This window comes from Bacillus sp. FSL H8-0534, assembly GCF_038005885.1.
Classification (GTDB): Bacteria; Bacillota; Bacilli; order Bacillales; family Bacillaceae_G; genus Bacillus_A; species Bacillus_A pseudomycoides.
In genome coordinates this window covers 2,069,336-2,088,040 of sequence record NZ_JBBOUC010000001.1, presented here as the reverse complement: position 1 = coordinate 2,088,040, position 18,705 = coordinate 2,069,336, and the positions used below count along the sequence as shown (strand labels likewise).

At 33.0% G+C, this 18,705-nt stretch carries 15 protein-coding genes and 4 pseudogenes; 11 read left to right on the top strand and 8 right to left on the bottom strand.

Going from position 1 to position 18,705, the window contains the following annotated elements; genetic code table 11:
* Window positions 1-298: 298 nt before the first annotated feature.
* The 5 genes from MHH71_RS10835 to MHH71_RS10815 all read right to left on the bottom strand — a co-directional run bounded on the left by MHH71_RS10835 (window position 299) and on the right by MHH71_RS10815 (window position 5,525).
* Window positions 299-934, bottom strand: a complete 636-nt coding sequence (locus MHH71_RS10835) for a hypothetical protein (RefSeq protein ID WP_240517033.1) — start codon at window positions 932-934, stop codon at window positions 299-301.
* A gap of 72 nt (window positions 935-1,006) precedes the next feature.
* A complete protein-coding gene (locus MHH71_RS10830; RefSeq protein WP_033799378.1) occupies window positions 1,007-2,326 on the bottom strand; it encodes an ABC transporter substrate-binding protein in 1,320 nt (439 codons plus the stop codon).
* A 23-nt stretch (window positions 2,327-2,349) separates the two neighbouring features.
* Window positions 2,350-3,627 (bottom strand): efflux RND transporter periplasmic adaptor subunit, encoded by a 1,278-nt coding sequence (locus tag MHH71_RS10825; RefSeq protein ID WP_006097063.1) that lies wholly within the window; start codon window positions 3,625-3,627, stop codon window positions 2,350-2,352.
* 52 nt (window positions 3,628-3,679) lie between these two features.
* Window positions 3,680-4,543, bottom strand: coding sequence for a carbohydrate ABC transporter permease (locus MHH71_RS10820; protein WP_006097065.1), 864 nt, complete (start codon window positions 4,541-4,543; stop codon window positions 3,680-3,682).
* 13 nt (window positions 4,544-4,556) lie between these two features.
* Window positions 4,557-5,525, bottom strand: coding sequence for a carbohydrate ABC transporter permease (locus MHH71_RS10815; protein ID WP_078211720.1), 969 nt, complete (start codon window positions 5,523-5,525; stop codon window positions 4,557-4,559).
* 913 nt (window positions 5,526-6,438) lie between these two features.
* Between MHH71_RS10815 and MHH71_RS10805 the strand changes: the two genes are divergently transcribed.
* The 7 genes and pseudogenes from MHH71_RS10805 (at window position 6,439) to MHH71_RS10775 (ending at window position 13,902) form a co-directional block, all read left to right on the top strand.
* Window positions 6,439-7,674, top strand: a complete 1,236-nt coding sequence (locus MHH71_RS10805; protein WP_006097067.1) for a glycoside hydrolase family 5 protein — start codon at window positions 6,439-6,441, stop codon at window positions 7,672-7,674.
* Window positions 7,675-8,626: 952 nt separating this feature from the next.
* Window positions 8,627-9,796, top strand: coding sequence for a serine hydrolase domain-containing protein (locus MHH71_RS10800; RefSeq protein WP_078211719.1), 1,170 nt, complete (start codon window positions 8,627-8,629; stop codon window positions 9,794-9,796).
* Between the two features lie 462 nt (window positions 9,797-10,258).
* Window positions 10,259-10,450, top strand: coding sequence for a hypothetical protein (locus tag MHH71_RS10795; RefSeq protein ID WP_006097732.1), 192 nt, complete (start codon window positions 10,259-10,261; stop codon window positions 10,448-10,450).
* A gap of 55 nt (window positions 10,451-10,505) precedes the next feature.
* A pseudogene (locus tag MHH71_RS10790) lies at window positions 10,506-10,696 on the top strand (hypothetical protein).
* 440 nt (window positions 10,697-11,136) lie between these two features.
* A complete protein-coding gene (locus MHH71_RS10785; RefSeq protein WP_006093764.1) occupies window positions 11,137-11,616 on the top strand; it encodes a DUF2691 family protein in 480 nt (159 codons plus the stop codon).
* A gap of 300 nt (window positions 11,617-11,916) precedes the next feature.
* Window positions 11,917-12,639 (top strand): annotated as a pseudogene (locus MHH71_RS10780) (GNAT family N-acetyltransferase); the annotation flags it as partial.
* A 471-nt stretch (window positions 12,640-13,110) separates the two neighbouring features.
* On the top strand, window positions 13,111-13,902 hold the full coding sequence (locus MHH71_RS10775) for a phosphotransferase (protein WP_006093767.1): 792 nt from the start codon (window positions 13,111-13,113) through the stop codon (window positions 13,900-13,902).
* A 141-nt stretch (window positions 13,903-14,043) separates the two neighbouring features.
* Here the strand turns inward: MHH71_RS10775 and mtnN are convergent, their stop codons facing one another.
* Window positions 14,044-14,736: a 5'-methylthioadenosine/S-adenosylhomocysteine nucleosidase gene (mtnN, locus tag MHH71_RS10770; RefSeq protein WP_003202809.1), complete on the bottom strand. Its 693-nt coding sequence runs from the start codon at window positions 14,734-14,736 to the stop codon at window positions 14,044-14,046.
* A gap of 117 nt (window positions 14,737-14,853) precedes the next feature.
* Between mtnN and MHH71_RS10765 the strand changes: the two genes are divergently transcribed.
* The gene (locus MHH71_RS10765; RefSeq protein WP_033799620.1) at window positions 14,854-15,291 is read left to right on the top strand and encodes a GNAT family N-acetyltransferase; all 438 of its coding nucleotides are present in this window, start codon (window positions 14,854-14,856) and stop codon (window positions 15,289-15,291) included.
* Between the two features lie 405 nt (window positions 15,292-15,696).
* Here MHH71_RS10765 and MHH71_RS10760 read toward each other — a convergent pair whose 3' ends face one another.
* Window positions 15,697-16,497, bottom strand: coding sequence for a hypothetical protein (locus MHH71_RS10760; RefSeq protein WP_006093769.1), 801 nt, complete (start codon window positions 16,495-16,497; stop codon window positions 15,697-15,699).
* 216 nt (window positions 16,498-16,713) lie between these two features.
* Here MHH71_RS10760 and MHH71_RS10755 point away from each other — a divergent pair, with 216 nt between their 5' ends.
* The 3 genes and pseudogenes from MHH71_RS10755 to MHH71_RS10750 all read left to right on the top strand — a co-directional run bounded on the left by MHH71_RS10755 (window position 16,714) and on the right by MHH71_RS10750 (window position 18,233).
* Window positions 16,714-17,190, top strand: a complete 477-nt coding sequence (locus MHH71_RS10755; RefSeq protein WP_033798691.1) for a hypothetical protein — start codon at window positions 16,714-16,716, stop codon at window positions 17,188-17,190.
* A 361-nt stretch (window positions 17,191-17,551) separates the two neighbouring features.
* Window positions 17,552-17,659 (top strand): annotated as a pseudogene (locus MHH71_RS30585) (sensor histidine kinase); the annotation flags it as partial.
* 76 nt (window positions 17,660-17,735) lie between these two features.
* Window positions 17,736-18,233 carry a DM13 domain-containing protein gene (locus MHH71_RS10750; RefSeq protein ID WP_003202815.1) on the top strand — a complete coding sequence of 166 codons (498 nt, stop codon included), beginning with the start codon at window positions 17,736-17,738 and terminating at the stop codon, window positions 18,231-18,233.
* 86 nt (window positions 18,234-18,319) lie between these two features.
* Here the strand turns inward: MHH71_RS10750 and MHH71_RS10745 are convergent.
* A pseudogene (locus tag MHH71_RS10745) lies at window positions 18,320-18,526 on the bottom strand (hypothetical protein); the annotation flags it as partial.
* Between the last annotated feature and the right edge of the window lie 179 nt (window positions 18,527-18,705).

The following is an 18,705-nucleotide window of genomic DNA, read 5'->3' as shown; positions in this document are numbered from 1 at the left end:
TTTGTTTTCCTTGTATGTTTAAAGATATAGTATGAATTCAAAATTTACGTATTCATGTTGAACCTCAAACGCTTTTGCTCATCTATCAGAACAAACAATAATACTTTAGAAACTCTATTGTATAGATTTAGGGGACCAGTCTGTATTTCAAGCCATAAGACAAGTATAGGAAACCAAAAAAATCCCTTGGGCTCAAAAGTAGAATAAGAGAAACCGCCGTCCAATTTTGAGCAGTTTCTCTTATTTGTCATGAATTTCTATGAAACAATATCTTCGTTGTCACCATAAATGGCATGGTTTATTGAGTTTTAAGATCCGGGTACTTCAGCTCACGCATTTTCTGGTCCTCCTTAATTTTCTTTTCATCAATTTCCTTTACATAATCGTTGAACTCTTCAAGAGTATAATCCTTACTTCCGTTAGACGATTCTTTAAATAGAACCTCTTTACTATCTGGATTCACATCAAACGTCCAATGTTCTAACATAGTTCCTTCTTCAAACCTCACTTTATAGTATTCTTCCTCATTTTTATTTGTTGAATTTGAATTTGGTTTTGTAACTTTTACTGTTAATAACTTCGCGTATGTCGAGTATTTTGCTTCTAATTGAAGGAGAGTTTTTAGTTTAGGGACCGAGTTAAACAATCCGTCAACAATTTCTTGATCTTCTTTTGAAAGTGTATCTTCTATAGAGAGTTTGATTTCCTCAACAGATGCTTCTTTAGAAGTTGATTCCATTTTTTCTGCACTCTTTTTTTGATCAACAGATTTCGCCGGATTCTCATCACCTTTAGAAGCTGATTCCATTTTTTCTGTACTCTTTTTTTGATCAACAGTTTTCAGTGAACTCTCATCACTGTTGTTACTACATGCCACCATACCAGTTAGCAATATGCTACTACATAACATCAAGATCATTTTATTCTTCTTCAATTCCATTCCTCACTTTGCTAGTTATTTTTATTTTTCTTTAATTGTTACTACCTGTCATGAAATAAATACAACTTATTCGTTGATATATGTCGTCACTCGATTTTGGATCAGCGCTGCTACATCCTCAGCTGATTTTTGACCACTAAAGTATGACTTGGACTCCTCAGCAATAATGGATTCAATTTTAGTACTTTGTGGGCTCTGAACGCTTATTTCAGCAACCATTTTCTCTAATTCTTGTATATCACTCTCAGTAACGTTAATCATAGAGCCACTTATATGCTCAATTTTCCCTTTTTCCTTCAATGTTTTGATTTGTTGTTCATATAAAGCTTTATTAATTGGAAATGCATTCCCTTTACTTTGGACCTCATCAGACATTAAAAACTTAAGAAAATCCCAAGCTTCCTTTTTAACCGGAGATTTCGCATTTATACCTACTGTTGTGTTCGGTGTAAAAGCAACTCCCTTTTTTTGTCCAGCTATATGTGGTTTTTGATACATTTTTGACTCTGTTATACCCAAGCTATATCCAAAACTGAAATATTCTTCTACCGACATGATTGGTGCTGGGACAAAATATGCTTCTCCTAAAGCCACAGAATCTGCAGTGACTATTTTCTGTTCATACATCTTCTTTACGTCTTCCAGCATCTGTACAAATAAATCAGATTGGAACTTTGCTTGTCCACTTGTTTTATCTACTAACTTACTGTAATGATCTTGCACCAGAAATTGCAGCATTTGTTCCGGAGGAGTATTTCCAATAACATGTGTATGTGTTCCTTTGCTTGCTAATTCTTTTCCAATGCTTGTGAACTCACTCCAAGTCCACTCTTTGTCATTCACTTTTACTCCAGATTGTTGTATCGCTTTATCATCCCCAAGCAGTCCACTCAACCAAAAATATAATGGAATACCATAAAGTTTTTCACCTGTTTTCGAATTATCTAAAATGCTATTAAAATATTGATTTTTATCAAAAGATTTATCCTGTTCCATCATTTTACTTAAGTCTGTAAGCAAGCCTTTCTTCCCATACTTGTCCGCAGGCAAACCGTCTAGTACAATCACATCGGATCCTTTACCCGATAAAAATTCTGTATTCACCTTACTAATGATTTTCTCAGCAGAGGTCTCGTCTGTCTTTGATGCTTCTGTCTTTGATCCATCTTCCGGAAAAGCACCTTTTATCTGGATGTCAATTTTAGGATTCTTTTGTTCATATAGTTTCTCTGCCTGTTTTAGGGATTTAGTATCACCTAAAGTCGACACTTCGACTATCGTTTTTCCATCTTTTGTTTTTCTCTCTCCTTTACTATCATTATTTCCGCAACCTGCCACGAAGCTGATTGATAGACTTGCTACTAGCATCATACAAACCTTTTTCATTTTAAATTCGCTCCTTATTTTTGTTATTTTATCTTTACTCGTTCTCCTTTTTTCAAAGGTTCACTGGTTTGTAAAACAATTTGATCTTTCTCATATACTCCTTCTAACACGACTGTTTCTTGTCCGTTGGATTCACCAACAGTAATAGGAGACTCTTCTATATAAAAGGCATTACCTAAAGGGCCTTTTTTTTCTTCTATTGTATAGACAAATGTTCTCTGTCCTTCCTTCTTAATCACCTTATTTGGTATAACCACGCCTTTAGCCAATTGTTTAGTCAGTGTAGCTTCTACCTGCTCCCCTTTTTTCAGTTCTTCTCCTTGTACTTTTACAAGAATACGTTTCTGTGGTTGTGGAGTTGCTGATGTTTGTTGAAATTGCTGTTCATCTTTTGGTTCACCTTTTTGTTCATCCTTTTGTTCATCTTGCTGTTTACCTTGTTCTTCGGGTCTCTGATTTTCATTGCTTTCTATATTTTTAATCTCTATAAGTTCACCTTCTAAGGATTTAGCATTTCCTTTCAAATTTATCTTTTCTCCAACCTTCAAGTGCGTGGCTAAATCAGCAGGTACTTGTACTTCAACCTTAAAGCCTTTACTCTCATCAGAGAGAATTACATCACCTTCATCTCTCGTAGAAAGCTGATCCTTCTTTGCATTTATTTTTGTAACAACTCCATCGAAAGGAGCGATCAGCTTCTTGCTCATTTCTAATTCTTCTTTTAAACTTTTAATTTTTCTTTCTTGCGTACTAATCTCAATTTTTTTGCTCTCCACAGCTGTTTTGAGACTTTGTAAACTTGTCTCACTTATCCTCCCATTGGGTTGACTATTTGAGTTGTTTTCTTGCTGATTATTTGGTTGATCATTTGATTTGTTTTCTTGTTGATTTTTTTTTGCTTCATTATAATTTGCTTGAGCGTCATTCAGTGCTAACTTTTGAATTTGAAGAGTTGCTTCTTCATCAAGAATTACTTGTTCACTCTTTTTACTATCGTATGTCACTAATAATTGATTTTTTTTGACACGGTCTCCTTCTTTTACATGTACCTCTTTCACTTTCGCCTCTATGCTACTATTACTTAACTTTGCTTCTTCTTGTGGCTGTAATTCGCCATTACCTGTAAACGTTTGTTTAAGCTCACTATTTTTTGGCTTCTCTGTAATAACCTTTGGCAAATTCCAATTCGCTAACGTATTGCTAAAGAGTGTAAGGATAATTAAAAGCCCTATAAATACACTGGAAATGATTTTAATATTTCGTTTTTTCCTTGTGACGTCTTGTTCCGTTCTATATTCCATTGTGTCCCCTCCTAAAATCTTTCCGAAGGAATGTTTACATTGTAATTCTTCATTATTCCTTCACACCTGATAACTGAATTCCCTTAATAAAATAGGACTGCGCATATAAAAATAAAAGTATCATTGGGGTCATATACAGAATAGAAGCAGAAAACCCAACCCCACGTGCCTCTTTGTTAATTTTTGATAAATAGAGCGATAATGGATGTTTGGATTCATCATTCAGAAAAATAAGCGGCTGTTCGATCATATTCCAATAATCCGCAAATAATAAGACAATAAGAGCAGCAATTCCAGGACGAATAAGAGGAAGAATAATCTTAAAAAAGATTGTAATATGGCCAGCTCCATCCATCTTAGCTGCCTCTATATACGCATCCGGGATATGCAACATGAACTGCCGGAGCATAAATACACCGAATGCCCCAAAGATTCCTGGAAGAATAATAGACGCTATACTGTTCAAAATTCCAAGTTTATCCGCCATGATATAATTTGGTACGAGCGTAACTTGGAATGGCATGAGCATCGTCAAAAGATAAACGATAAACAACTTGTCTCTTCCTCGAAATTGAATCTTAGCAAAGACATAGGCTGCAAACGATGCAACGATTACTTGACCTACTATTATTGGTACAACCATGAATACTGAATTCCAAAACATTTTTAAGAATGTCGGATTTTTCACTAATACTGTTCCATACTGTTCAAATGACACTAAATCTGGGATTAATTTTAAATTAATGAAAGGTGTATCCTTTTTCACTTCTCCAATAGAATCATAATTGGATCCAATCTCATGCTCAGTCATGAATGAATTGGTCAAGGTAAATACGATTGGAAATAGCATCATGACCGCTAATATTGTCAAAAATAGCGTTAAAATCCATTTACGAAATACATTTCCTTTTTTCATCTGCTTTTCCCACCTAATTCATAAACTTTCGAAAACGACGTTCTATTGCAAACAATACGAATACAAGGATAGAAATAACCGCCACCATCAACGTGGCAGCCGCTGTCAACTTTTGAATATCAAGCGACACGAACATATTGTTCATATAATGCTGCATCATGTACATACTGTCATGTGGTATACTTCCAGCAATCAAGTATGCTTCTCGAAAGACTTTAAACGAATTGATAATCGACATTAATATGACAAAGAACATTGTTGGTGTTAAATAAATGAGTGTAATATTTAAAAATGTATGCATACGACCTGCACCTTCAATTTCTGCAGTTTCGTAATACTCTTTTGGGATATTTTGTAAAGCTGCTAAGAATAAAATAATGTTGTACCCGATATTTTTCCATAGATATACAATTGATAAGACAATAATTGCCCAATTTGATTTCATCCAATCAATTCGTTCAAACCCCATATTGTGCATCCATACGTTAAACGTACCGTTCCAATCGAATAAAATTTGCCAGAGCATAACAATGGAAGCAACAGGAACGACAAGTGGTAATACAAACGCGCTTCGTAACCAATTTTGAATATATACATTTTGATTCAAACAAAGTGCCAGTAATAAGGAGATAATGATGATGAGAGGTACACTCACTGCGGTAAACCAAAACGTATTCGTTGCTGCTTTGAGAAAAGAAGCACTACCTAGCAGTTCTTTATAATTGGCTAAACCGACAAAAGAACCATCAGTAGTACCGTCCATTAACGAATAAATCATTCCCATTACAAATGGAATCAGATAAAAAATTGAAAAACCAATTGTACTTGGTAGAAGGAACAATAATGCTATACTTGTATCCTTTTGCATAAAATCCCGAAATTTTGTTGGGGATTTTTTTTTATCTTGAAGTTTATTCAAGGATCGATGGTCGCGATCCAAAAAAACATTCCCAATATATGATCGACTTTTGTTTATTTTCATTCGTGGATCCCTCTTTTTTATGAGTCTATTTTCATAAATACATCTTACAATTATGTAGTTTAGTGGACACAGATGCAGATGAAATGCAGATAAAATAAAGAAATGAGGGATTTTAGTTCCGATGTTCATAAAGCGGAATAAAAAAATGAAGGTTCCCCTTCCTTGCTTAGAATCATAAGGTGAAATCGAAAAGATAATAGATAAGCTTTATCAACTTTAGATAGGCTGGTGGGTGGTTCTGTTGTAAAGGTCATGAATGGTTTCAATGCTTTTTATTGTATAAGGGGTATGGCGAAGGTTTAAAAGTAAGTAGAAAAATGAAAAAAATAGTAAAATACAAGCAGACCAAATTTAGAAAAAGATAGACTCTCAATTGCATTACCTATGTATGATAGTCAGAAATCCTACATTAAAGAAATAGTTGAAGGAACTGGAATCCCTTAATATTCTTTATATAGAACGATTAATCATCCGAAACTTGAAAAAACACAGATGTGAATACCTCTGTGTTTTTTACTTTGCGTTCTACAGCAAGAACTTTGTCACTAAGCCGACAGGGAACTAGTTAATTTATGTTCAAATGTACGATTTTCTTTTTTCGTTTTGATGACACTTTAAAATATTAGCTTGATGGCTATGTGATGGTACGCCAAATAGTGTAGTTAACAGTCTTTTATATGTTGTGTAACTCAAAATAAAATGTTTATAAACTTAAGACTACCAAGGTATTTAGAGTTCGAGGCAGTTACACAAAATATAAGATATGAGTAAGTAAAGGAAAGAATTTTATGTTTTTCAAATTCCTAAAAGAGTTCTATAGATCAATAAAATATGTTTTTTTGAAATTGTCACTTTTCTGTAACATAAGTGATTTATTTTATATAGGTAACTAACATAGAAAGAGGGAGAAGTTATGAAAAAAATCATACCGATAGTTGCATTAATGGGCATACTAAGTTTAGGGATGCAAGAAATGAATGTGAAAGCTGAGACATACAAATGTGCAGATTCCAAAATGGATTTTTGGAATTCTAAAAGAACAGGTACTAATTTTATGAATAGCACTTCATTACCTGAGAATTACAAGAGTGCAAAGGAGGCTCATATTGAATATGTTCGTTTAGCACCTGATAAATGGGCAAAAGATAAAGCTTTCTTCTCTGGTGACAAACCAGATACACCAGGAAAAGATTTTCTTATCGGTAATGCAGATAACTATCAAGGATTAGTGAAAGAGGATGTAGCAAAATTAAAAACAGATTTAGATGCTGCACAATCACAAGGGATTAAAGTTGTACTTACAATGCTTTCATTACCTGGTGACCGTTGGCGCCAATTTAATAATAATCAGAATGATGATAGAATCTGGGAGGAAGAGAAATATCAAGAACAAGCAAGCCAATTTTGGAAGGACCTTGCTCTTGAATTAAAGGATCATCCTGCTGTGGTTGGCTACAATATTATAAATGAGCCACACCCAGAAACATCTAAGAAAAATAGATATAATGATTTTTGGACGGAAGATTATGAGAAATGGTATTCAAAAGTGAAGGGGACCCCAGCAGATTTAAATAAATTTTATCAAAAAGTTGTTACTTCAATTCGTGAAGTAGATAAAGAAACACCCATTATTTTAGATTCAGGCCTATATGCCACACCTTGGGCTTTTAAATATCTTAAACCAGTTAAAGATAAGAAGACATTGTATGCATTTCATATGTATGAGCCATATCAATTAACAAGTCAGCGTGAAAATCAAAATAAAGAGTATCAATATCCTGGAATTGTAAAAGTAGGAGATGTAGAAAAACCTATGATGTGGGATAAAGATGGATTAAATAAATTCTTACAGCCTGTGCAAAATTGGTCTAAGAAAAATCATGTACCATCTAATCGAATCATTGCTGAGGAATTTGGAATTAACCGTACTGTTCCTGGAGCACCTCAATACATGCAGGACTTAATTTCTATATTCAATCAGAAAGGGTGGCACAAATCATTCTATGCATTCCGTGAAGATACTTGGACAGGAATGAATTATGAATTAGGAACAGGAAAAATAAAATGGGATGAAGAGGGTAAACCAATACGTCAAGATAATCCACTTTGGGATGTAATTAAAAATGATTTACAATCTCATAAGAAGTAAATTATTACTAAGTAATATAGTATGTTAGGAACTTGACAGATATATTATCCGTGTTTGAGCATCTGATCTATTAGGATTAGATGCTCTTTCTTTTTGTATAAGCTATAAGAGCTCATCACTATATCATTTCGTAAAAAACGAGATCATCAAGCTTCTTATGCCTTTATGAGGTCCCGCCAAACGTCCATCAAGTTAAGGTTTTAATGTACCCCCTAAATGAACATTTTCTTTTTCTACAGGTAGTTACTTTGAGAAGTCAGCTCATTTTTTCGTTTTGGGGATGTTTACTTTTCTTAAGTTGATAGATATGGAGTACCCCCCTAGGTTAAATAAATTTCGACTTAGAAACAAGTGATTTTAACAACGTTAGGAGTGTTTCATGCAGCACAATGTCATTTATGTTGTATCGCAAGAAGAAAAATTACATTAGAAAAGAGCCGGAATTCACCCTGTTAAGAGTAAACCTTTAATATTTAAAGGACGAAAAAAAGAAACATAGAAGTGAAAAACCTCTGTGTTTCTTTTTGATTCATATATTTATTGGAAAATACTTTGAACTTTCCGGCACAGATGCTCCTTCTACCCTATTATAGGAGCTATTTTGAACGTAAGTAATTTGTAAGGAATGGGTAAGAAAAAAGAGATTTTTATTGTATATGATAAAAATATAACGAGGCGTGAAAGGCGGAATAGATGTGACTTATATATGAAAAACAAACCAGTAACAAGAGTGTTTCAAGGAAAAGAAGTAAATTCTGGGGTCAACATACATGTGGAAAAAGAGGGATTTACCGTTTGTTAGGACAGAATGGCGTTTGTAAAAATAATAATTATGAAGATGATTACGAATTCAATGTTGACCTTTTGTCATTGGTGGAGATGATAGCTGTGTCGTTAGTATGAAACAGCAAGCAACCACCTATACAATATGAATAGAGGAGAGGAATGCCTTATGAAAACACGTAGTCAAATTACATTTGCAAGTCTGGCCCTTTTAATAGCTGGAAGTTCCCTGTTATACACAACGCCAGCCTCAATTGTAAAAGCAGAGTCCACTCAAAATGTATCTAGTTCGTTACAAACAAGTACTCAACGAGATCGTAATTCCGTCAAGCAAGCAATGCGGGATACATTGCAACTTGGAATCCCGGGGATACTTGCTAAAACTTCCGAGGATGGAAAAACGTGGGGTTATGCCGCTGGGGTAGCGAATCTGAGCACCAAGAAACCAATGAAAACAGATTTTCGCTTTCGCATTGGCAGCGTGACGAAGACGTTCATTGCAACAGTTCTACTTCAATTAGCTGGAGAGAACCGCCTGAATCTAGACGACTCCATCGAAAAATGGTTGCCTGGTGTCATTCAAGGAAACGGATATGATGGTAACCAGATTACTATCCGGCAGATATTGAACCATACAAGTGGTATCGCTGAATACTTAAGGTCAAAAGACGCTGATATGATGAATACCAAAAAAACATATACCGCTGAAGAAATAGTGAAGATTGGGCTTTCTCTGCCTCCAGACTTTGCCCCAGGAAAGGGCTGGTCTTATTCAGACACAGGATACGTATTACTGGGTATCCTTATTGAAAAAGTAACCGGGAACAGCTATGCGGAAGAGATTGAAAATCGGATTATTGAACCGCTTGAATTGTCGAATACATTCCTACCTGGCAATTCAAGCGTTATTCCAGGCACCAAGCATGCTCGTGGATATTTCCAACCAGACGGAGCAAGTGAGCTAAAAGACGTTACTTATTATAACCCAAGTATAGCTAGCTCGGCTGGAGATATGATTTCTACTGCTGACGACTTAAACAAATTCTTCTCTTACTTACTCAGTGGCAAATTACTGAAGGAACAGCAATTAAAACAAATGCTTACTACAGTTCCAACAGGAAGTGCTGAAATCGGCGGATATGGTCTTGGAATCTATGAAACTAAGCTTCCAAACGGTGTCTCGATATGGGGACACACAGGTAGCATTCCAGGGTTTGTTACTTTTGCTGGGGGTACACTTGGAGGCAAGCATACGTTGGCCGTCAATTTGAACAGTATGGGTAAAGCTAACAGTCCTGATTGTTTTAAAAATATTTTACTTGCTGAATTTAGCAAGTAGGTAAAAAGGAAAAACGAATAAATTTTGTCATAGTTTTTATAAATATACCTTTCTGGTTCAAAAACTCCCAACTTACTCTAAAAAAATTGGGAGTTTTTGGGATTTTGTTGACAACCCAATGCTATTAAGCTAATAAAACAAAATCCTCCCTAAAATGAAAAAATACGCTATTCTTTCTGTAGAATCATAGGAAAGGATGGCGTGTTTGTATGTCTATTTCTGTATCTGATGAATTACAACTATTTGCTCAAGAAGTTCAAAGTTTCTTCTCCATATACTTCTGTTTTCAAGCGTATTCGTATTTTAGATTCAACGGCATTTCAACTCCCAGATTCCTTTTCGTTCGTTTATCCAGGTGCAGGAGGATGCGGAAACATTTAATATTCAAATAAGAGGATATTTATGTTGAAAAATAGAATTTTTACCTTTGGTGGGTAATTTAAACTAAGGGGTATAAATTCGGTGCGAAGAGAAAAGGTTTTGTTAAGGCAATGGAAGGCGGATTTACAAGCTGTTCAAGAAGAGAAGCGGTTGAAGAAGAAGACTAAGAAAAAGAATAAGAAATATAGCATTCCTGGCAATACAGCTGACTTTATGAATGGCAAGAACACTTATCGTAAAAAGAATGGGGTATGGAAACAGAGAAATAAATAATGTGAGGATAAATGAGTTTGATTAAGTTTATAGCAATAAAACCAACGCATATCATATGAAATATTGCATATCGAAATGTATTGATATATATATGTAAGCGCTTACTATAATAGGAGTATAAAGATTTACAACATCTTACTATACAAAATAAGAGGAGGAAATAATATGGCAATCGCAATGGCAGTTTTAAAATTTGTAGGTGGAATCATCCCATTCGTAGCAGAACTTCTAAAAGCAGTAATGTAGGTTCATTATCTTACTATACAAAATAAGAGGAGGAAATAATATGGCAATCGCAATGGCAGTTTTATCATTCTTAGGTGGAGTAATTCCATTAGTAGCAACACTTCTAAAAGCATTCATGTAATAGAATTCTCTGCACTTATTTATAAAAATTATCATACAAATGATCTGTATATCAAAACCGAATTGATGTGCAGATCATTTGTGTGAGCAAACTTTAAACAAGAAAAAGAATCCCAGAAATCATAAGGGATTCTTTTTCTTTATGTAATTACGGCATTAACATGTTTGCTACCGAGAAGTGGTGTTATGTTAATAAGGATGTATTTTTCTCAGTGTTTTCTTATAATTTTAATATATTAATGAAGGGGTTTGACGCGATAACAGCAAATATAAAAGATGTATTTGTAAGTATCTTAAAAAGCAAAAGGATGGAGTGAAAAATGGAGAAAATTGGTTTGTTTTTCAAAATTCCTATGGAAAAAGGCAACTTGCGAATAGAGAGCATATTAGAATTATTCATCAAAATAGAGAATTATAATTGGCACATTCCTGTAAACGATTGTTTAGTATTCACTAATAATAAATACGGTGATAACAACTTTTTAGATAACAAAGAGTTTGAAACTGGAAGTAAGTTAAAAGAAGCGTTAACGACAACAGATTTTTATCCAATATTTTTAAACCTTAGAGCGTACTTACACGAAATACCAACATTCGAAATAAGTAATACTTCAGTGAATACTATCCCTGAATTTTTAAATAGTAAATGTAGTTTAATGTTTGTAATTATAGATTGTTATGAGATAGCAGTTTTCGTAAATAATATAGAGGATTTTCCAAATATACAACAAGAAATTTTGTCACAAGGATATGAGGATTTTCGATTTATAGATAAATCTGCAAACTGGCATTTCTCCTGACTAACGCATGTGTTACCATATTTAAAGATAAATAATAAGATTGTTTTTTGTTCAGATATTCTATTAAATCTTTATTTACAGTATTTCAAATGTATACTTTTGTTCTGTATTTTGATGATATCAGGGGAATTGGGATAAAGTTAATGATTAGGGAATTTGAATATAAACTAATAATAAAAAGTTTACATTCATTTTTGCTTGAAAATATTTTTTTGAAGGTATGAGATATATTTTAACTAAAAAACTGAAAATTAAAATATTAAAATGTATAATAGAGAACAGAAGATATTGAAGAAATAAATAGAGAAATCATGGGGTTCTATATTTTGTAATGAAAGTAACCCATATTATTATGATGCAAATCATGCACATGTAAGTGTAGTAAGTTTAAATCCACAAACGATAGTAGATGAAGTAGTCCATTTCTATAAGACTAAAAATATAGTACCTAGATTTTATATATACAACTTAGATATGCAAGAAAAACTGATTTCTGAATTACAAATAAAGAATTTTGGGTTTGAAGAATTAATAAGTCCAGTCCAATTATGGAATAAGAAATTAACTAAAAAAGATAAAAATGAAAAAGTTACTATTGAAAAGGTATCTGAATTAAATTTTGAAGAAGCTTTAGATATTGAATGTAATATAAAAGAGTTAGGAGGCGAAGTTAGAAAAAAAGCTTTTCAAGATGAATTCCAACATCCAGCATTCACTCACTATCTACTTAGATACAATGGAGTAGCATGTTCCATCGCTTGTATTTTTGAACATGAAAAATAGGCCCGAATGGAAAGTGTAGCTACAATTGAAAAGTTTAGAGGTAAAGGGTTAATAGGTGAACTTATTCACTTTATTCAAAGTGAAGTAATGAATAGAGGACTAGATAATCTTTGGGTGATCCCAATTAACGAAACAGTAGAAAAAGTGTATGAAAAGTATGGATTTGAAACAGTAGAAAAAATTAAAACGGGACATGCGTTTTTAGAAGGAAAAAGCATTAAAGAAATTCACGAGGGATAGAAAAAATTAACTTATTTTGCTGAAGATAATTATTTAGTTAACCAGTGTATTGAAAGTAGACTAATATACTAAAGTTTACTTTCAAAACTAAAAAAGAGTCCTATTAATTTTAAGTAGTTCAGATAACATGGAGAAGCCGTATAAATGACAGGCTAAATCGAGTGTAAAATCACAAAGGTTTTATACTCGATTTTTTTGTTGATATGTAAAAGTTTATCCGGTTTTCACTGTTGAATTAACAAGTGCAATAGCACATCAATTATCAGGATGACCATAACCATTGTCATTTCGTTATTTTTGATGCGATTAAAGTTGCTATTTGAGGTGTTAAAAAAAAGGAATAGGAACTTTATGTTAAAATATAAAGCCAAGCAAAGTGGTTCTTGTTCCGTTAACGAGCAGGATTGTTGAACAATCGGCATTTGTTTTAAGAGTGTCTAGTTTTCTAATAATGGAGGAGGGAATTATCAGATGTCAAACTACGAAAACGAAGAAATGCTAACGGGAGGGAATGTTTCAAACGTATATCGTTCGGAAGGTACTGTTCGACGAGAATTAAAGCCAGACAGTACCAAAATTCATAAGCTATTAAATCATTTGGAAAACAAAGGTTTTAGTTATGCACCAAAGTTTTTAGGTATTGATGAAAAAGATAGAGAGATATTATCATTTATTGAAGGAGAAGCTGGTAATTATCCTTTAAAAGAATACATGTGGTCTAATGATGTTTTAAAAGAAATAGCGAAGATGCTCCGTCTTTACCATGATGCTGTGAGTGACTTTCCGTTATCAGATGATTGGAAACCAATGGATAATACTCCAAATAAAATAGAGGTTGTATGCCACAATGATTTTGCAATATACAACATTATTTTTAATCACGAAAAACCAGTAGGTATTATTGATTTTGATGTTGTTGGTCCTGGTCCAAGACTTTGGGACATAGCCTATACTCTTTATACTTGTGTCCCCTTAAGTAGAGTTTATCATACTGAAACAGGTGAGGCAGTTTATTATAATTTATTACAGCATGCCGACCGTATAAAACAAAGAGTTAAGTTGTTTTTTGAATCCTACGGTGAGGGTATGGAAGAAGATTATTTGGAGATGGTATTGCTACGATTAGAAGGGTTATGTAAATACATGAAAAGAAAAGCCAAAGAAGGCGATATAAATTTTCAAAAAATGATAGATGAAGGACATCTTGAACATTATCAAAACGATATTAAATTCATTCGTGAACATGGAAAAGAGTGGATTTAATGAAATAAGTCTTATACAAAAGTAAGGCTCAGAGTCATATAGGGACTTTGAGTTTTTTTTGCGTGTTATTTACTATGCAAATTAAAATGAAAGTAAACTAATATTTAAAAGTTTACTTTCATTTAGTGATCTTATTGAGTCCTATCTCAATAGAAACTCAATTAATAATTTACATGAATTTTTACATGCCAAGAGCTTAAATCTTTTTTGGTCTTCAATAGTTTTATTATCTGCTTGGTCGGATACAGACTTCACGCATAGGAATGGTATTTTATTAACATAAGAAACATATGAAAAAGATGCTATTTCTTGGTCAACAGCAATAGCATTATGGGTACTGCTTAAGGATAGTCTCAAAGCATCTTCTCTAATACGTTGGTCTCCCGATATAACCATCCCATTGTTGATTTTATGTTCACTGGTATTGATAGCAAAATTAAGAAAATCACTAAATATAGAATTATTGCCATCAATAATGGATGTTCTACCAGTATATAGGTCCCACACATCATCGCCTTTTCCAGCATTCGTAACATCATGTTGGAGCATTTGTCTTGCAATGACAATTTCTCCACCCTTGATGCTATCTGACAAACTTCCACAAATTCCTGTCATATATATTTCATCAGGATGAAACTCTGATATAAGTAATTGTGTACAACTAGAACAGTTTGTTTTTCCAACACCACTTATAACGGATATAATCTCTAAATTGTTAATATTATGATGATAGAATTCCCATGCGGCAATTTTACGAACTTTTCTACTCGGATATTCTTCGTGTAAATAATTTAGTTCAGGTTGCCAAGCTCCAATTATTCCTATCCTCTTCATTTTTATCCTCTCCTTTTCCGAATTATACCAAAAAGATCTTGTTTTAGGATATAATATAATCAGAATGTTAAGATGAATCGAAATATTGATATGTTAATACAAAAGGTAGGTAATTATATGATTCGTGAAGCTGAACCAAAAGACAGTAATGTAATTGAAAATTTATATAAAAAATTAGCACCGCATAGTAAAAACATTAAGGTTTTACCAGAAAGAATTGAGCAGATAAGGAATGATTCTAATAATTTCTTATTTGTTTATGAGGAAGATTGTAAAGTTAAAGGAAGTATATTTATGACTTTTTGTCTTGATCCAGGATACCAATTTAGACCATATACTGTTCTAGAGTATGTGATTGTAAATGAAGATTTTCGAGGTAATGGGATAGGTGAAAAGTTACTAAAGCATGTAGAGCAAATATCAATTGCAAGAGGATCCACAAGAATTATCTTATTAAGTAGTACAACTAGAATAGAAGCACATAAATTCTTTGCTAAAAATGGTTATAATGGAACTATAAGTAAGGGCTTCAAGAAATATATATCAATTAATTAAGTTTGATATATAAGAACCACTCTTAGCTATAGTAGTGGTTTTCTTAATTGCTTTTAAATTAATTAACACATTAAAGAAAGTCATCGTGAACAACTTAAAATAAGCATTTTGTGTCAACGATGCATAAAATTGTCGTTATGGGGATAAATCAAAACTTTAGGTTGATGGCGATGGGACGGGACCCCTTATATAACAAAGCGTCGAGATCAAAGCATTAAGTAGCTTTAGACAAAGAACAAGCCAATTTCCTTAATGTATAGAAAATTGGCTTGTTGATTAGTTACTCGTTAAAAATGCTTGTAAAGCTTCTAGAGGCTATCATATCAAAAAAAGAAAATTTTACGTTAAACAAAAACATTGTTTACCAAAAAAAAATGTTTTTGTTTAATTTCTTAATGAATTCATTCACCTGGGACTTTCTTTTTTATTTTTATGTTGTGTAACGACGGCGAGTTTATGTTTCTTTATCTCAGCAAGCTCATCAGAGGTATAACTAAAAATTCCAGATGCTTTTACTGGATTCGAAGTTATCGTTGCGAGTTTTCGCTTCTCTCCCGGTAGTGCATGAAAAAGTTTATTTAGGTCAAAAGAAGCACTACCTGGTTTTATATTTGGAAATTCCTGTTTAATATATTTTAGAGCTAAAGGACCATTCATTTGACCATTATTGTCACTTTTTAAGTAATATGTTTGCCAATTCGTCAGCGCAATACCAGTATTCCCTGCATCTAATTGTTTTTGTGTAATATAATACGTATCATGTTCATATAGATTTGAGGCATCGGGATTTAAGTCCACTATTATACCAGCTTGCTTAATCAGAAGTTGTTGACCATGTTTTATCGTTTTATATTCAACTTTCCCATCTTCATAGAAAACTTTAATTTTTTTAGAAAAGTTTTGGTTCTTATAATAATCATACACACTAATACCAAATTCTCCTTTGTTAAAAGTAGGAGCTTTGTAAGCACGGTTTTCATTGTTAGCTGTATAATCATATTTAGCACTTTGTTCTGATAAAAGAATAACAAAAGGCTCTTTTAGAAACGTATCATAGGTATCTCCAAATGTGGTAAGAGACGTTTCTCTTGTATTAACGTCTGCTTTCGCTTTATGTTTTGTAATTGGGTTGAAACTGAATAAGATTCCCATCGCTATTCCTACAGGGGAAATTTTTTTTATACTTCTCTTTATCTTTTCTTTCATGACTTTGTTCCTTACTTTCTAAATATACTGTTACCAACATGTTTAAATTAATATCGGTAAGTTTATCTTAATTTAAACCCCTTTCAAATTTCTTTCGTAATTGTTACAAAAGTCTTTCTTTGACTTTCCTTGTTTTCGTAAGAATTGTTGCTATCTTGACCATACTGATAAAAGGTTGACTTTCAACTAGTACATTGGAGTTAAAGGAGGGTTAACATGAAAGATGAATTAAGTATAAATATCTATTTAGATGAAACTGATACTCCGTTTTCAAGATATTATAGCTCAGATGATGTTCACCTAAGCTCTGACCTTGAAGATTTTCTTTTGTCAAAGCTACGCAGTGGCAAAAGAAAAGAAGTTGAAATATTTTTTTTAGGTCAGAATGATTTTGACGAAAAGTTACTGAAGACTGCCACATGTAACACTTTTTCTAACATCTTGAACGAAGAGGAATATACATATGCTAGAAATGTCAATAAGGCTATTGTTTTGTTTGTGGTTGGTATTATTGTTGGGTTGATATACTTGAAGCTTTCAAGCAATCATGCCTATATTGCAGGAGTTTTAAGCATAGTGTGTTGGGTTTTTGTTTGGTCAGGTACAGAGATTTATTTTTTTGAAAATCAGCAAATCAAACAAAATATTAGAAAATGTAAGAATGTTCTAAATTCCAACATACACAAAAAATAGAATGCTAGTAAATATTTACATTCGCGAAGCTGATTTTCGGATTCTATCTTGTACTTGGAAGTCGTGATGAAGATTAATATCGCCATACGAAGAAAGCGTTCATAAATACCTAAGACCTGGATTTAATCTGAGGTCTTATTTTTATCGCAAAAAAACAACAATCTATACAAAAAGAGCCGTGACTTTAAAGAAGTTTAACCAATATGAATGAAAAACAAGCGAATTTCAGTCTCTAATTTATGTTAACAATAATGTGTCTACTTCTTCTATATTTAACCGATGAATTTTGAAAAGGTTTTTAACGGTATGCTATGAAACGATATCAATTTGATTTTAGTTAAGAAGCAAATATGGAGAGTTAGGAGAAATTGGTGTGAGAGATCGCTCAGATGGAAAACAGGGAAGTGAATTTTGGTTTACTCTTCCCATCACATCAGAAAAAAATAAGACTGCTGAAAGACTTTTGTAATATTTATATTATAGAAATGAAAGACTTTCTTGTTACTATACCATTAAACAGTATACTACAGGAGGACTTTTACTTTATGAAAAGAAAATATGTATTGCTTATAGGAGGTTCCATAATTGTTGGGGGAATTTTATGGTCATTGTTCCGCCCCGAGAAATTATTTATTGATAAGCAAGTGAATGAAGCATTGCCACAAACAGAAATACAATCAAACAAAACAAAACAACAAGAAGAACGAGTAATAAGTACAGGTCAGTTTCAAAACGGTGTTCATGAAACAACTGGAACGGCAACGATCCATCAATTAGGGGATGGAAAACGTGTTTTACGACTTTCAAATTTTTCAACTTCTAATGGACCAGATGTTCGAGTTGTATTAGTTCCTACGAATCGTTTGAAAAATAACGAAGATGTTAAAAACCATCAGTATATTGAATTAGGAAAGTTAAAGGGAAACAAAGGAGACCAAAACTATGAAATTCCTGAAGGGATAGATGTAAGCACATACGGTTCGGTTTCTATATGGTGTAAGAGATTTAATGAAAACTTTGGTGCGGCTTATTTTGAAAAGTAAGAAAGAACATACAAATGAGGCTTGTGTACATGCCCCATGCCCATTAACTTAAGAACGAAAACAAAATAAATTTTCGTTCAAATGAACTAAAAAACTCTTAAGATACTTTTTGTCCTTAAAAATGATGCAGCTTTCTTTTGTCTTCTCACTCCATCATACGCATAGACAACACCCATAATATCAAAGACTGTTTTCTTCTCATATCGATGAGATTTCCGACCATTTTTCTGTACTAGGTGGAATAGGGGGATTAGAATCTTTGCTATTTCTTGGGTGTTTTTCTGTATAGCGGCCAAGCTGAAAAATACAGAATATCTTATAAAATTCGGAATTTTATAAGATATTAACGAAAGAGTTTTGTAACATTTCCGCAAGAAAAATGAAAGGTATTTAAACTAAGATGAACTTATAAATATTGATTTTATATTTTTAAATCAACATACGACAGTCTTTATATATTTATTTTTTACAG